Source organism: Enterobacteriaceae bacterium ESL0689 (assembly GCA_029433525.1).
Lineage (GTDB): Bacteria > Pseudomonadota > Gammaproteobacteria > Enterobacterales > Enterobacteriaceae > JAQTIF01.
Window position 1 is genome coordinate 1,798,161 of sequence record JAQTIF010000001.1, and the last position, 15,061, is coordinate 1,813,221.

The 15,061-nt window shown below is 51.8% G+C and carries 13 protein-coding genes; 10 read left to right on the forward strand and 3 right to left on the reverse strand.

The window, feature by feature from the left end:
* Positions 1 to 181 precede the first annotated feature (181 nt).
* Positions 182 to 3,295 (reverse strand): multidrug efflux RND transporter permease AcrD, encoded by a 3,114-nt coding sequence (gene acrD / locus PT300_08670; GenBank protein ID MDF7680655.1) that lies wholly within the window; start codon positions 3,293 to 3,295, stop codon positions 182 to 184.
* A 122-nt stretch (positions 3,296 to 3,417) separates the two neighbouring features.
* On the opposite strand from acrD, the gene PT300_08675 reads away from it, so the two are divergent.
* Positions 3,418 to 3,567, forward strand: a complete 150-nt coding sequence (locus PT300_08675; protein MDF7680656.1) for a hypothetical protein — start codon at positions 3,418 to 3,420, stop codon at positions 3,565 to 3,567.
* Positions 3,568 to 3,782: 215 nt separating this feature from the next.
* Positions 3,783 to 6,059 (forward strand): NADP-dependent oxaloacetate-decarboxylating malate dehydrogenase, encoded by a 2,277-nt coding sequence (gene maeB / locus PT300_08680; GenBank protein ID MDF7680657.1) that lies wholly within the window; start codon positions 3,783 to 3,785, stop codon positions 6,057 to 6,059.
* 61 nt (positions 6,060 to 6,120) lie between these two features.
* On the opposite strand, the gene amiA is transcribed toward maeB, so the two are convergent.
* The gene (gene amiA / locus PT300_08685) at positions 6,121 to 6,996 is read right to left on the reverse strand and encodes an N-acetylmuramoyl-L-alanine amidase AmiA (protein MDF7680658.1); all 876 of its coding nucleotides are present in this window, start codon (positions 6,994 to 6,996) and stop codon (positions 6,121 to 6,123) included.
* 208 nt (positions 6,997 to 7,204) lie between these two features.
* On the opposite strand from amiA, the gene PT300_08690 reads away from it, so the two are divergent.
* The 8 genes from PT300_08690 to cysM all read left to right on the forward strand — a co-directional run bounded on the left by PT300_08690 (position 7,205) and on the right by cysM (position 14,309).
* Complete coding sequence (locus PT300_08690; GenBank protein MDF7680659.1) at positions 7,205 to 7,630, forward strand: GNAT family acetyltransferase; 426 nt, start codon at positions 7,205 to 7,207, stop codon at positions 7,628 to 7,630.
* A 68-nt stretch (positions 7,631 to 7,698) separates the two neighbouring features.
* A complete protein-coding gene (locus PT300_08695) occupies positions 7,699 to 8,274 on the forward strand; it encodes an RpoE-regulated lipoprotein (GenBank protein ID MDF7680660.1) in 576 nt (191 codons plus the stop codon).
* A 95-nt stretch (positions 8,275 to 8,369) separates the two neighbouring features.
* Complete coding sequence (locus tag PT300_08700; protein MDF7680661.1) at positions 8,370 to 9,269, forward strand: Dyp-type peroxidase; 900 nt, start codon at positions 8,370 to 8,372, stop codon at positions 9,267 to 9,269.
* A 272-nt stretch (positions 9,270 to 9,541) separates the two neighbouring features.
* Positions 9,542 to 10,558 (forward strand): thiosulfate ABC transporter substrate-binding protein CysP, encoded by a 1,017-nt coding sequence (gene cysP / locus PT300_08705; protein MDF7680662.1) that lies wholly within the window; start codon positions 9,542 to 9,544, stop codon positions 10,556 to 10,558.
* Positions 10,558 to 11,391, forward strand: coding sequence for a sulfate/thiosulfate ABC transporter permease CysT (gene cysT / locus PT300_08710; protein MDF7680663.1), 834 nt, complete (start codon positions 10,558 to 10,560; stop codon positions 11,389 to 11,391). Before cysP ends, cysT begins: the two co-directional genes overlap by 1 nt.
* Positions 11,391 to 12,260 (forward strand): sulfate/thiosulfate ABC transporter permease CysW, encoded by an 870-nt coding sequence (gene cysW / locus PT300_08715; protein ID MDF7680664.1) that lies wholly within the window; start codon positions 11,391 to 11,393, stop codon positions 12,258 to 12,260. Before cysT ends, cysW begins: the two co-directional genes overlap by 1 nt.
* The gene (cysA, locus tag PT300_08720) at positions 12,257 to 13,351 is read left to right on the forward strand and encodes a sulfate/thiosulfate ABC transporter ATP-binding protein CysA (GenBank protein MDF7680665.1); all 1,095 of its coding nucleotides are present in this window, start codon (positions 12,257 to 12,259) and stop codon (positions 13,349 to 13,351) included. Before cysW ends, cysA begins: the two co-directional genes overlap by 4 nt.
* 58 nt (positions 13,352 to 13,409) lie before the next feature.
* Entirely contained in the window at positions 13,410 to 14,309 is a 900-nt protein-coding gene (gene cysM / locus PT300_08725) for a cysteine synthase CysM (protein MDF7680666.1), read from the forward strand.
* 22 nt (positions 14,310 to 14,331) lie between these two features.
* Here the strand turns inward: cysM and PT300_08730 are convergent, their stop codons facing one another.
* Entirely contained in the window at positions 14,332 to 15,048 is a 717-nt protein-coding gene (locus PT300_08730; GenBank protein ID MDF7680667.1) for a type 1 glutamine amidotransferase, read from the reverse strand.
* Positions 15,049 to 15,061: the final 13 nt, after the last annotated feature.

Here is a 15,061-nt window from a genome sequence, read left to right on the forward strand (position 1 = left end):
AATGATATCCTGATCAATGATTTCAGATAACGCTCAGTCTGCATCAAATAGTGTCTCGATCCAATCACAGCAGGCGGATAAATTTGTTTTCTGTCAGGCATAAGATCAGGCGACTGAATGGCATTCTCAAAGCAAAAAAGCGACCGGGTGGGTCGCTTTTTTTGATCATCGGGTTGCCCGGTTATTGGGGTTTTATGCGCGCCGGGAAATGGCGGCGTATCAGGACAAAAAACAGTGGAATAAAGAAAATCGCCAGCAGGGTGGCGGAGATCATCCCGCCCATCACCCCGGTCCCGACCGCATGCTGGCTGGCAGAGCCAGCACCGGTACTGAGGGTCATCGGCAGGACTCCGAAGATAAAGGCCAGTGAAGTCATCAGAATGGGGCGCAGACGCTGGCGGCAGGCGGTCAGCGTCGCGGTGAGTAAATCTTCCCCTCTGGCGTTCAGTTCGCTGGCAAACTCAATGATCAGAATCGCGTTTTTTGCTGATAAACCGATAACCGTCAGTAATCCCACCTGAAAGTAGATATCGTTTTCCAGACCACGCATCCAGGTCGCCAGCAGGGTGCCGATAACCCCCAGCGGCACCACCAGCATGACAGAGAACGGCACCGACCAGCTTTCATACAGCGCCGCCAGGCAGAGGAAGATGACCAGCAACGACAGCGCATACAGCGCCGGGGTCTGGGCACCCGACAGTTTTTGTTGATAAGACATTCCGGTCCATTCGAGCGCAAAACCGCGTGGTAATTGCTGCACCAGCGTCGCCATCGTATCCATAGCGCTGCCGGTGCTGATGCCGGGTGCCGCATCGCCGACGATAGCAACAGAGGAGTAACCGTTGTAACGTTCCAGACGCGGTGATCCGCTTTTCCAGTATGAGGAGGCAAAAGCGGAGAAAGGCACCATCGTGCCGCTCTTATTGCGGACATACCACTGATGAATATCGTCTGGCAGCATACGATACGGGGCTGCGGCCTGGACATAGACCTTTTTCACCCGCTCACGATCGATAAAGTCATTCACGTAGCTCGATCCCCAGGTGGTTTGCAGCGTCGCATTAATTTCATCAAGCGTAATGCCTAACGCCTGGGCTTTATGTTGATCAATATCAATGTGCAATTGGGGGCTATCGTCGAGACCATTGTGGCGCACACGTGTGACCTTGTGATGGCGTGCTGCCAGATTCAGCAGGCTATCCCTGGCCGCCATCAGCGCATCATGGCCGTGCCCGGCGTGGTCTTCGAGGATCATATCAAAACCTGCCGCATTCCCCAGTCCGCTGATCGCGGCAGGGTTACTACTGTAGATACGTGCTTCTTTTATTGTGTGTAACGCCTGAGTCGATCGTTCAATAATGGCAAACGATGAACCGCTTGTCGGGTGGCGTTGACCCCAGTCTTTGAGACGAATAAACAGACGCGCTACATTTTGGCCACTGCCCCCTGGCCCGGTTCCGACGGTTGAGAATACCGAAGCCACGTTCTCCTGCTCATGCTCCAGTAGATAGTCCTCTACTTTCCTGACGACTTGCTGAGTTTGCTGTTGCGTGGAGCTCGCCGGAAGTTGTATCGAAGTGATAAAAATCCCCCGATCTTCCTGTGGCAAAAACGAGGTCGGTAAGTGCATAAACAGTAACACTATCCCCGCGATAAGCAGCAGGTAGATGAGTATCCAGCGCAGTGAGCGGTGGAGGAGTTTAGCGATAATGGTTTCATAACCCCCTGCAGCGCGGGCAAAGGTGTGATTAAACCAGTGAAAGAAACCCCTCTGTCGCTGTCGGGCCGCTGGTGAGACAGGGACTAACAGTGTTGCACAGAGCGCAGGGGTGAAGATCATGGCGACCAGCACCGATAATCCCATCGCCGAGACAATCGTCACCGAGAACTGGCGATAAATCGCGCCGGTGGTGCCACCAAAGAATGCCATCGGAACAAAGACCGCAGAGAGCACTATCGCGATCCCCAGCAGGGCTCCCTGAATTTGTCCCATCGATTTGCGGGTGGCTTCCCGTGGTGAAAGCCCTTCTTCGTGCATGATACGTTCGACATTCTCGACAACGATAATGGCGTCATCCACCAGTAAGCCTATCGCCAGCACCATCGCAAACAGGGTCAGTGTATTGATGCTGTAACCGCAGAGCAACAGCACGGTAAATGTGCCCAGTAATACCACCGGAACCGCCAGGGTGGGGATGAGCGTGGCACGGAAATTTTGCAAAAACAGATACATCACCAGGAATACGAGGACAATCGCTTCCAGCAATGTTTTCACCACATCGAAGATCGAGGTTTTGACAAACGAGGTGGTTTCATAAGCTACTTTATATTCCAGCCCCGGAGGAAAGTACTGTGCCAGCTCATTCAGACGCTCAATAACCCGCTGGGATGTGGTGATCTCATTGGCACCGGAGGCCAGTTTTACCCCCAGGCCGGAGGCTGGCTGGCGGTTGTAACGACTCAGATAGTCATATTTTTCGGCACCGATGGCGATGGTGGCGACATCGCCGAGTGTCACTTCTGAACCGTCCTGATTGACGCGCAGCGTGATACGGCGAAATTGCTCTGGTGTTTGTAGTAGTGATTGTGCGGTGATGGTGGCGTTCAGTCTTTGCTGCGCGACGGCGGGTGTGCCGCCCAGTTGCCCCACCGCAATCTGGGCGTTTTGGGTGGTGATCGCGTTAATGATATCGCGGGTGGTTAACTGATAACTATTCAGTTTGGCGGGCTCCAGCCAGATACGCATCGCATATTGTGAGCCGTAAACATCCACATTGCCGACCCCATTGATCCGGCTAATCGGGTCCTGGATGTGGCTGGCGATATAGTCGGCGATATCCTGTTGATCCATACTGCCATCGGTAGAGATAAAGGCGAGCGTCAGAATATCGCTTTCGCCGGTTTTACGTACCGTCACCCCTTGTTGCTGTACCGCTTGTGGCAGTTTGCGCAGTACCGTCTGTAGCTGATTATGTACCTGTTGCATCGCCTCATCCGGGTTGGTTCCGGCGCTAAAGCTCAGGGTGATCGCCGCCTGTCCGGTTGCGCTGCTTTGCGATGACATATACATCAGATTGTCGAGGCCATTCATGTTTTGTTCGATGATCTGCGTGACGGTATTCTCGACAGTTTGCGCCGAGGCGCCTGGATAGCTGGCGCTGATACGCACATTGGGCGGCGCGAGGCTGGGATATTGTTCCACCGGCAGTGATAATATCGCCAGTATCCCGGTCAGACAAACCAGGATGGCCAGCACCCATGCAAAAACAGGGCGATCAATAAAAAATTTCGCCATCAGAACTGAAACCTCATTGTATCTATTTGCGTTATGCGATATATCGCCACAATGTAAATAGAAAATACGATAAATAATCGTTTAAAAATTAATGTGATAGTACCGTTGATTAGCTGTTTTTTATGGTACGGGTCATCAGGCAGGGTGCGCCACCTGGCGGTGGCGATGATAACGCGTTGCTGGCGCGCGCTTTTCGCCAGGGGATAAAAATGGTCGCCAGTGACGAGAACTGTGATGGTAAAGCCGTTATTTTGTTGCGATATCTGTCATGATCAGCCCTGATAACCTGATTTCAGGCCAGTTGTAATAATCTGAGAGAATAATCATTAAGCGTAATGTTATAACTTCGCTCATGGCTTATCTTTATAATAACCTGCGTCTGGCGAAAACATGCCGACATCTGATGATGACCTCCCCACGCTTATATAGCGGCTGGGCGGGTCATTACGCGCCGCCTCATGGCTGATACGAAATAAGGAATAATGAGATGGACGAACAATTAAAACAGAGTGCTTTAGATTTCCATGAATTTCCTGTGCCTGGTAAAATCCAGGTAGTACCGACTAAACCCCTTGTTACACAGCATGATCTGGCGCTGGCCTATTCACCCGGTGTTGCCGCCCCCTGCCTTGAAATCGAAAAAGATCCGCAAGCAGCCTATAAATACACCGCGAAAGGTAACCTGGTGGCGGTTATCTCTAACGGTACTGCGGTATTAGGATTAGGTAATATCGGCCCACTGGCGGGTAAGCCGGTGATGGAAGGCAAAGGGGTATTATTTAAGAAATTTGCCGGTATTGATGTATTTGATATTGAAGTCGCTGAACGTGATCCGGATAAGTTTATCGATGTCGTGGCGGCGCTGGAGCCGACGTTTGGCGGTATTAATCTGGAAGATATCAAAGCGCCCGAGTGCTTCTATATTGAGCAAAAATTGCGTGAGCGCATGAATATTCCGGTGTTTCATGATGATCAACACGGCACCGCGATTATCAGTACCGCCGCCATTCTGAATGGCCTGCGCGTAGTCGGTAAAAAGCTTGCTGACGTGCGAATGGTGGTATCGGGTGCCGGTGCGGCAGCGATCGCCTGTATGAACCTGTTAGTCGCGCTGGGCATGAATAAGCACAATATCGTGGTCTGTGACTCCAAAGGGGTGATTTACCAGGGTCGTGAAGCCAATATGGCGGAGACCAAAGCCGCTTATGCGGTGAAAGATGACGGTAAACGTACCCTGAATGATGTTATTGATGGCGCCGATATTTTCCTCGGTTGTTCCGGGCCGAAGGTATTAACCGCTGAGATGGTAAAAAGAATGGCGCGCGCGCCGCTGATCCTCGCGCTGGCGAATCCGGAGCCGGAGATCCTGCCACCGCTGGCAAAACAGGCGCGTGAAGATGCGATTATCTGTACCGGGCGTTCTGACTACCCCAACCAGGTGAATAATGTTCTTTGCTTTCCGTTTATTTTCCGTGGTGCGCTTGATGTCGGCGCGACAACCATTAATGAACAGATGAAACTGGCGGCGGTGCATGCGATTGCTGAGCTGGCGCATGCAGAGCAGAGTGAGGTGGTGGCGTCTGCCTATGGTGATCAGGACCTGAGCTTTGGCCCGGAATATATTATTCCCAAACCGTTCGATCCACGGCTGATTGTTAAAATTGCCCCGGCGGTCGCGAAAGCCGCGATGGACTCTGGCGTAGCCACCCGCCCGATCACCGATTTTGACGCTTATGTTGAGAAACTGCGGGCGTTTATCGACAAAACGAATTTGTTTATGAAGCCGGTTTTCTCACAGGCACGTAAAGATCCGCGATCTGTCGTGCTGGTCGAAGGGGAAGAGACGCGCATTCTGCATGCGACTCAGGAGCTGGTCTCATCAGGGGTGGCGAAGCCGATCCTGATTGGCCGTCCGGCAGTAATTGAACAGCGTATTCGTAAGCTGGGATTGCAGATCAAAGCCGGTGTCGATTTTGAGATCGTCAATAACGAATCCGATCCGCGTTATAAAACATACTGGAATGAATATTATCAGTTAATGAAACGGCGTGGGGTCACCCAGCAACAGGCGCGCTACACTGTGATGAGCAATACGACGGTTATTGGTGCGCTGATGGTATTGCGTGGCGAAGCCGACGCGATGATCTGCGGTACGGTCGGTGAATACCATGAACACTACGCCATCGTGCAGTCATTACTGGGCTATCGTAAAGGGGTTTATACTGCTGGTGCGATGAATGCGTTATTGCTGCCAGGGGGAAATACCTTTATTACCGATACTTATGTTAATGATGATCCGACGGCAGAACAGTTAACCGAAATTACGCTAATGGCAGCGGAAAGTGTTCGTCGTTTCGGCATCGAACCCCGGGTGGCGCTGCTTTCACACTCCAGTTTTGGTTCTTCGGACTGCCCGGCGGCGGTGAAAATGCGTCAGGTGCTGGCGCTGGTGCAGGAGCAGGCACCGGAATTGATGATCGATGGTGAAATGCAGGGTGATGCGGCGCTGGTGGAGAGTATTCGTCAGGAACGGATGCCGGATAGTCCGCTGAAAGGCGCTGCCAACATCCTCGTCATGCCGAATATGGAAGCGGCGCGCATCAGCTACAACCTGTTGCGGGTTTCCGGGTCGGAAGGTGTCACCGTAGGGCCCGTGCTGATGGGAATAGCAAAACCCGTGCATATTCTGACCCCGCAGGCTTCGGTACGCCGTATTGTCAATATGGTCGCGCTGGCCGTGGCTGAAGCACAAATGCAGGCATAGTCATCATGTAGTCACTGCGTTAAGGCAACCTGCGGGTTGCCTTTTGTTGTTCAGGGAGGGCTTATTTGCGCTTTACCGCATGGGTTTTCTTGTTATCAAACCAGTGAAAGTAACTGATAATGCCTTCCGCGATCGCCTGGGCGATTTTCTGCCGGAATGCGGGCGTGCCTAATAGTTTTTCTTCACGCGGATTGGTAATAAAAGAGGTTTCTACCAGCACGGAGGGGATCGAGGGGGATTTTAACACCACGAATGCTGCCTGTTCTGTATCGTGACTGTGTAACGTATGCACCGGCTTAAGTTTTTTCAGTACATGCGAGCCGAGGGTCAGGCTGTTTTTAATCGTATTCGTCTGAACCAGATCAAACACAACCTGTTGCAGCAGAAGATCCTTTTTAGTGAATTTCTTACCGGCCACCTCATCGGCGCGGTTTTCGCGATCCGACAAATACTTTGCCATCGCGCTGCTCGCGCCACGATTAGAGAGGGCAAAGACAGAGCAGCCAGCAACATCAGGATTGGTAAAGCCGTCGGCGTGAATCGATATAAACAGATCCGCCTTCTGCTGATGAGCGATTTCAACCCGATCGTAGAGTGGAACAAACGTATCATTGTTACGTGTCAGTCGAGCTTCGATACCGCTGGCACGCAGGATACTGCGCACATTTTTAGCAATCGCAAGAACGACGTGTTTTTCCTTTTCGCCCCCTGGGCCGATAGCGCCGGTATCAATCCCACCGTGGCCTGGATCAAGCATCACTATCCGTCGGGCTTTCGTCTTTTTAGTCCCGGTGCGACTGTGCTCAGCGGATTTTTTCAACGGCGGCTCTTTCGCCGTGACGGGAGCCGCGGTTGTATAAAGCGTGAGAATAGCCAGTCCCGCTCTCAGTACCTGGCGACGTGATACACGTATTTTTAAAAGATTAAAAGTGTTCATTCAGCCTGAGTGATAAAAAAGGATGTTTAATGTTATATCGTATCGTGTCTTTTGTGCCGGACAGGCGGAAAAAGAATTGTTTTACTTTTTATTTCAATACATGACAAGTTGCTATTATGTCATCTTTATTCGCTGATTGCGCCTGATATTGGCTATCTGATCAAATCACGTCATAATCGCCTCTTTCAGCTGAACAACAGGAAATATCATGGAGATCCGCGTTTTTCGCCATCAGGATTTTGATGAAGTCATTACGCTATGGGAGCGTTGTGCGCTTTTACATCCGTGGGATGATCCCGAAATGGATATTGAGCGTAAGATGAACCACGATGTCAGCCTGTTCCTGGTCGCTGAAATTAACGGCGAAATTGTCGGCACGGTGATGGGGGGCTATGACGGTCACCGTGGTTCCGCCTGTTATCTGGCTGTTGATCCGGAGTATCGTTGTCGTGGGATTGCCAATGCCTTACTGACCCGGCTGGAGAAAAAATTGATAGCCCGTGGTTGTCCGAAAATTAACATTATGATTGATAGTGATAATGACCTGTTGCAGGGCATGTATGAGCGCCTGGATTACGAAAATGATGATCTCCTCTGTATGGGGAAACGTCTTATTGAAGATGAGGGGTACTGAGTGGTGGCTTCTTTGTGTCACCCGTGCCAGTCAAGTCTGATTATCAATTAATAACCTGAGAGCGCGCCATGTCATTACGCTATTTACTGTGTTGTCCTCTATTACTGCTGTTGACCGGGTGCTCAACCCTGAGTGCAATCAATGTGTCAGCTTTCTGGCCGTGGAACTGGTTTACTTCTTCGGTAGTAGTGAGCGATCAGGGAGTCGGCCAACTCACGGCGACGACCCCACTGAGCGAACAGGCTATCCGTGATGCTTTGCCTGGCAATTATCGCTTACGCCGTGGCATGAAATCAGTAAACGGTAACATTGAGCCCTATTATGAGGCGCTGAAAGAGGGGCAGGTCATGATGACTATTGAAGGGCACAGCGGTACGATAACACGGATTACGACAACCGATAGTGCCGTTAAAACCGCCGGAGGTGTGCGGATCGGCACGCCATTTAGCACATTATATCGCCGGGCGTTTGGCCACTGCCGGAAAGAAAACCACAGCACGACAATGGCCATTGTTTGTCAGGCTGAGGGGAGTCAGCATATCAGTTATGTGTTTAGTGGTGAGTGGCACGGCCCACAAGGATTGCTACCGCCGGATGATAGCCTGCAAAACTGGCCGGTCAGCCAAATCATCTGGCAGCGCTAGTGGCGGCTGGAAACTCGGTTTTGCCAGATATCAATAGATAAAATAACAGCAATTATAACGTCACATGTTGTGGCTTTTGTATTCCAGGAGGAGCGATGTCTCAGATTCAAACTGCCATTTTGCCGGAACATTGTCATGCGGCAATCTGGATAGAAGCCAATGTTAAAGGCGATGTTAACGCCCTGCGTGATGCCAGTCGGGTATTCGTCAGCAAATTAATCGCCATGCAGCAACGTTTTCCGCAAGCGCAACTGGGTGCGGTGGTGGCGTTTGGCCATGATGTCTGGCGTCAGTTAAGTGGCGGTATCGGCGCCCAGGAGCTGAAAAACTTTCCCGGTTATGGTCACGGGATGGCACCTGCCAGCCAGCATGATGTGTTGATTCATATTCTTTCGGCAAGTCATGCGGTCAATTTTTCTGTTGCGCTGGCGGCGGTGGCTGCTTTTGGTGACTGTATCGAGGTGCAACATGAGATACACGGCTTTCGCTGGATTGAAGAGCGTGACCTGAGTGGGTTTATTGATGGCACCGAAAACCCGGCGGGGATTGAGAATCGTCGTGAAGTCACCATCATTAAAGATGGTGTCGATGCCGGTGGCAGCTACGTCTTCGTACAGCGCTGGCAACATGATCTGTCGCTGTTAAGCCATATTGATCTGAAGGATCAGGAGATGATGATTGGCAGAACGAAAGCGACCAGTGAAGAGATCCCGGCCGATAAACGTCCGGCGACATCGCATGTCAGCCGGGTGGACTTAACGGTGGATGGCAAATCGCTGAAGATTGTCCGTCAGAGCCTGCCTTATGGGACTGCCAGTGGGGTTCATGGCCTCTATTTCTGTGCCTATTGCGCCAGTCTCTATAATATTGAACAACAGCTACTGAGTATGTTTGGCGATACTGACGGCAAATGTGATGCCATTTTGCGATTTACCAAACCGCTGAGTGGTGGCTACTACTTTGTCCCTTCTCTCGATCGGCTCCAGGCGCTATAACCCCCCGCTGATGGTTGGCTCTCTCCGGTTAGCGAAAGAGCCAACCCGTTGGCTGATAATGACTTATTCCCTTTTCTGCTTGTCAATCACCAAACGGTATATAAAAGCGTTACTCCTTTTACACCGGTTATAAATATGATGAGGATATCTGTCCTCTTTCAGATTACCGCTTTGCGGGTCGTATGCCGGGCCTCCGCGAACAGACCGCCGTAATGCAAGTAAATTAGCCTGATGGCCAGGCGTTAAAATCATCTTATTGATAAGGGTGAATGATGACCGTAAAGATAGGGAAAAAACCATACGGATGGCTGGCAGTGATAATGCTGCTGACAGCCCAGCTGCAGGCGAGTGAATTGCTCAACAGCTCTTATGATGTTTCCCGTGAGCTTTTTGCGACGCTCAATCCTGTCTTTGAACAGCAGTGGGCAAAAGACAATGCGGGCGATAAGCTGATTATTAAACAATCGCATGCCGGTTCGTCGAAACAGGCACTGGCGATATTGCAGGGCTTAAAAGCGGATGTGGTGACTTACAATCAGGTCACCGATGTGCAAATTCTGCACGACAAAGGCAATCTGCTTCCGGCTGACTGGCAAGACCGTTTGCCGCATAAAAGTTCCCCCTTCTACTCGACAATGGCCTTCCTGGTGCGTAAAGGAAATCCAAAAGGCATTCATCACTGGCATGATCTGGTGCGTTCTGATGTCAGGCTGATCTTTCCTAATCCGAAAACATCCGGTAATGGGCGCTATACCTATCTGGCGGCGTGGGTGGCCGCCAGTCAATCTGCCGGGGGCGATAAGATCAAAACAGAGCAGTTTATGATCCAGTTGCTGAAAAATGTCGCTGTATTTGATATCGGAGGCCGGGGTGCGACCACGACTTTTGCCGATCATGGGCTGGGTGATGTGCTGATCAGTTTTGAATCGGAAGTGAATCAAATTCGCCAGCAGTATCCGGCGCAGGAGTTCGAAGTGGTGGTGCCGCAGATCAATATCCTGGCGGAATTTCCGGTGGCGTGGCTGGATAAAAATGTTAATGCGAATGGCAGCGAAAAGGCCGCAAAAGCCTATCTCAACTGGCTTTACAGTCCACAGGCGCAGACGATCATCACCGATTATTACTATCGGGTCAATAATCCGACTATGATGGCTCAGTTAGAGAATAAATTTCCGTCAGTGACGTTGTTCGAGGTGACACAACAGTTTGGCCCGTGGTCGCAAGTGATGGCGACACATTTTGTTAGCGGCGGTGAGCTGGATAAGCTGCTGGCGGCAGGGCGTCAGTAATGTTGACGAGGAAATCTCAGCGGGTGCTGCCGGGATTTACGTTGAGTCTTGGCACCAGCTTATTATTTATCTGTTTGATTTTATTGTTACCTCTGAGCGCATTATTGATGCAACTGGCGCAGATGAGCCTTGCGCAGTACTGGCAGGTTATCTCGCATCCCCAGGTGGTGGCGGCTTATAAAGTCACCCTGTTATCGGCGTTTGCTGCGGCGCTATTTAATGGTCTCTTTGGCTTACTGATGGCGTGGATCCTGACGCGCTATCGCTTTCCTGGACATACACTGCTTGATGCGCTGATGGATCTGCCCTTTGCGTTACCGACCGCGGTGGCGGGGTTGACCCTGGCTTCTCTGTTTTCAGCCAATGGCTGGTATGGCGCATGGCTGGCAAAGTTTGATATCCAGGTCACTTATACCTGGTATGGCATCGCGGTTGCGATGGCGTTTACCAGTATTCCGTTTGTGGTGCGTACCGTTCAGCCGGTACTGGAGGAGCTGGGCCCGGAGTATGAAGAAGCGGCGCAAACCCTCGGTGCGACGCGCTTGCAGAGCTTTCGTAAAGTGGTATTGCCAGAGATATCCCCGGCACTGCTGGCCGGTGTGGCACTCTCTTTTACCCGCAGTTTAGGTGAGTTTGGCGCAGTGATTTTTATTGCCGGTAATATTGCATGGAAAACGGAAGTGACATCACTGATGATCTTTATACGTTTACAGGAGTTTGATTATCCGGCAGCAAGCGCCATTGCCTCGGTTATTCTGGTAGCTTCCCTGTTATTGCTGTTTTCTATTAACACCCTGCAAAGCCGCTTTGGCCGACGTGTAGCAGGTGACTAATGGTCGGGGTGACTTCATTGCGCAACGATAAATTTTTCCGTTTTAATGCGGGGAAATGGTTATTAATCAGCACTGGAATGCTGGTGTCTCTGTTTATCCTGATTGTGCCGCTGACATATATCTTTGTGCAGGCTTTCAGCCAGGGGGTAATGCCAGTACTGCGTAATCTCGCTGATCCGGATATGTTACATGCTATCTGGCTGACGGTGATGATCGCGTTAATCACCGTGCCGGTGAATATGGTATTCGGGATACTGCTGGCATGGCTGGTGACACGGTTTACCTTTCCAGGCCGTCAGCTGCTGCTAACGTTACTGGATATTCCCTTTGCCGTTTCACCGGTTGTTGCTGGTCTGGTGTATCTGTTGTTCTACGGTGCCAATGGCCCGCTGGCGGGCTGGCTGGAAAGCTGGAACCTGCATATCATGTTTGCCTGGCCGGGAATGGTGCTGGTCACTATTTTCGTCACCTGTCCTTTTGTGGCGCGGGAACTGGTGCCCGTGATGATGAGCCAGGGAAGCCAGGAAGATGAAGCGGCGATTTTACTCGGCGCCTCTGGCTGGCAGATGTTCTGGCGCGTGACATTACCAGATATTCGCTGGGCGTTATTGTATGGCGTGGTGCTGACTAATGCCCGCGCGATCGGCGAATTTGGTGCGGTATCGGTTGTTTCGGGTGCCATCCGTGGTAAAACGCTGTCTCTGCCACTGCAGGTGGAGTTACTTGAGCAGGATTACAATACGGTCGGTTCTTTTACCGCCGCCGCTTTGCTGACCTTGATGGCGATTCTGACGCTGTTATTAAAGAGTCTTTTACAATGGCGTCTGGCGCGCCAGCAAAAAAACCTACCACAGACGGGGATATCATGAGCATTGAAATTGCCGGTGTTTATAAATCATTTGGTCATACTGCCGTGCTGAATGATATCTCGCTGGATATTCCTTCCGGGCAAATGGTGGCGTTACTGGGGCCATCAGGTTCCGGTAAAACAACCTTATTACGGATCATCGCCGGTCTGGAGAGCCAGTCCGGCGGCGACATTCGTTTTCATGGCGCTGATGTCAGTCGTCTGCATGCTCGTGACCGCAAAGTGGGTTTTGTTTTTCAGCATTATGCCCTGTTTCGCCATATGAGCGTATTTGACAATATCGCTTTTGGCCTCACCGTGCTGCCACGTCGCCAGCGGCCGAATGCGGCAGCTCTGAAAGCGAAAGTGAATCAACTGCTGGAGATGGTGCAGCTGGCACCGCTGGCTGAGCGTTATCCGGCGCAGCTATCCGGCGGGCAGAAACAGCGGGTAGCACTGGCGCGGGCGCTGGCAGTGGAGCCTCAGATTCTGTTACTGGATGAGCCTTTCGGCGCACTGGATGCTCAGGTGCGTAAGGAGCTGCGCCGCTGGCTACGTCAGCTGCATGAAGAGCTGAAGTTTACCAGTGTCTTTGTCACCCATGATCAGGAAGAAGCCATGGAGGTGGCGGATCGAGTCGTGATTATGAGTCACGGGCATATTGAGCAGGCCGATGTGCCACAGCAGGTCTGGCGCGAACCCGCCTCGCGGTTTGTGCTGTCCTTTATGGGGGAGGTGAATTGTCTGTCCGGCATGCTGCGCGGTAGTTATGTCCATGTTGGTGCGCATTGTTGGTCATTAGGTTATACCCCCTGTTATCAGGGCAGCGTCGATCTGTTTCTGCGTCCGTGGGAGATAGATATCAGTCACCAGACCAGCCTTGAGACGCCGTTGCCTGTGCAGGTTATCGAAGCCAGTCCCAAAGGACACTATATCCAGTTAGTGGTACAGCCGTCAGGCTGGAGTGACGGCGTGTTAACCGTGGTGATCCCCGGCAACCATGTTCCGGCACGGGGGCAGCGGCTGTTCATCGGTTTACAGCATGCCCGATTATACAACGGTGATCAGCGGATCGAAGCCGTTAAACAATGGACGGTTGCTGAGTCAGTCTGATGGTTTTATTTCCGGTCAAATCAGAACGGATAATGGCAGAATTTACCAGGTCAATATTGTGAATACATTAGTCCAAACTATAGGTCATACTCCGTTAGTGAAATTACAGCGTATGACGCCGGATAACGGCAGTGAAATCTGGCTTAAGCTGGAGGGAAATAATCCGGCAGGCTCGGTGAAAGATCGGGCGGCCTGTTCGATGATCAGTGAGGCTGAAAAGCGGGGTGAAATAAAACCCGGTGATGTGTTGCTGGAAGCAACCAGTGGTAATACCGGTATTGCGCTGGCAATGATAGCGGCGCTGAAAGGTTACCGGATGAAGCTACTGATGCCCGATAATATGAGCCAGGAGCGCAAGGCCGCCATGTGTGCTTATGGAGCTGAACTGATCCTGACTCCTCCGGAACAAGGCATGGAAGGGGCGCGTGATCAGGCCAAAGCAATGGCACAGCGTGGTGAGGGAAAATGGCTGGATCAATTTAATAATCCGGATAACGCTTATGCGCACTATATGACCACCGGGCCGGAAATCTGGCAGCAAACCGCAGGACGGCTCACTCATTTTGTCTCCAGTATGGGAACCACCGGAACGGTCATGGGCGTATCCCGTTATTTACGCCAACAGGCTCAGCCGGTATCGATTGTCGGGTTACAGCCACAAATCGGTAGCAGTATTCCCGGCATTCGCCGCTGGAGCGCAGCATATATGCCGGGCATATTCGATTCAACGCTGGTTGACAGCATACTCGATATCGATCAACAGGAGGCAGAAAACAGTATGCGACGGCTGGCGACAGAGGAGGGGATTTTTTGTGGTGTCAGCTCCGGGGGGGCGGTCGCCGGAGCATTACGTATTGCCCATGACAATCCCGGTGCTGTGATAGTGGCGATAATCTGTGATCGCGGCGATCGCTATCTGTCGACCGGTGTTTTCGATCAACCCTCTCACCGCCCCTGATCAGAAGGGTATACTGGGCGGATTATGGCTGATAATCCGCTACCAGATTATCAAGAAATGTCCAGAGTTTTTGGTTCATTTCGCGATAATCCCAGTCGAGCATCTCCTGTTCAGTACGCACGAAACGTTGACCTTTGGCCGCATTTAGCTCCGCCTGGGCGTGGGAGATCAGTAGATTGATCGTTTCTGGATCAAACTCCAGATGGCATTGAAAGCCATAAACCCGGTCGCTGTATTTTACAATCTGCTGCGGGCATCCTGCACTGGTAGCCAGCACGCTGGCGGAGGGGGTCAGCCCCGGCATGTCGTTATGCCAGTGCCCGGTAATGAGTGACTGACCAAAATGGGCAAGGTAGCGATCCTGCAAACCGGCATCGGTCAGGGTGATAGGGTAGTGGCCTATCTCTTTTTCCGGGCTGCTGAGCACCGGTGCACCGAGTGCCTCGCCAATCAGCTGCGCGCCCAGACAGATACCGATGACAATACGACCAGCGTCAATCGCCTGAGCAATGAGTTTTTGCTCTGCATGGCTATCAAACCAGGCACATTCCGCGACCGTTGTGCGCGGCGACTGTGGGCCACCGAGCACGATCAACATGGTAAAATCATCGGCATTCGCCGGTAGCGGGTCACCCGCATAAAGGCGTGACCAGCTTGTGGTATAACCACGCTCCTGCGCCCAGCGCAAACAGGCGCCAGCGGTTTCAAAATATTCATGCATAATAAAATGGAGTCGCATCGTCTTATTCTCT

What these genes read in the sequence shown, in the direction of transcription:
- acrD (MDF7680655.1), bottom strand. Translation starts at nt 3,295, where the DNA reads ATGGCGAAATTTTTTATTGATCGCCCTGTTTTTGCATGGGTGCTGGCC.
- PT300_08675 (MDF7680656.1), top strand. Translation starts at nt 3,418, where the DNA reads ATGGTACGGGTCATCAGGCAGGGTGCGCCACCTGGCGGTGGCGATGAT.
- maeB (MDF7680657.1), top strand. Translation starts at nt 3,783, where the DNA reads ATGGACGAACAATTAAAACAGAGTGCTTTAGATTTCCATGAATTTCCT.
- amiA (MDF7680658.1), bottom strand. Translation starts at nt 6,996, where the DNA reads ATGAACACTTTTAATCTTTTAAAAATACGTGTATCACGTCGCCAGGTA.
- PT300_08690 (MDF7680659.1), top strand. Translation starts at nt 7,205, where the DNA reads ATGGAGATCCGCGTTTTTCGCCATCAGGATTTTGATGAAGTCATTACG.
- PT300_08695 (MDF7680660.1), top strand. Translation starts at nt 7,699, where the DNA reads ATGTCATTACGCTATTTACTGTGTTGTCCTCTATTACTGCTGTTGACC.
- PT300_08700 (MDF7680661.1), top strand. Translation starts at nt 8,370, where the DNA reads ATGTCTCAGATTCAAACTGCCATTTTGCCGGAACATTGTCATGCGGCA.
- cysP (MDF7680662.1), top strand. Translation starts at nt 9,542, where the DNA reads ATGACCGTAAAGATAGGGAAAAAACCATACGGATGGCTGGCAGTGATA.
- cysT (MDF7680663.1), top strand. Translation starts at nt 10,558, where the DNA reads ATGTTGACGAGGAAATCTCAGCGGGTGCTGCCGGGATTTACGTTGAGT.
- cysW (MDF7680664.1), top strand. Translation starts at nt 11,391, where the DNA reads ATGGTCGGGGTGACTTCATTGCGCAACGATAAATTTTTCCGTTTTAAT.
- cysA (MDF7680665.1), top strand. Translation starts at nt 12,257, where the DNA reads ATGAGCATTGAAATTGCCGGTGTTTATAAATCATTTGGTCATACTGCC.
- PT300_08730 (MDF7680667.1), bottom strand. Translation starts at nt 15,048, where the DNA reads ATGCGACTCCATTTTATTATGCATGAATATTTTGAAACCGCTGGCGCC.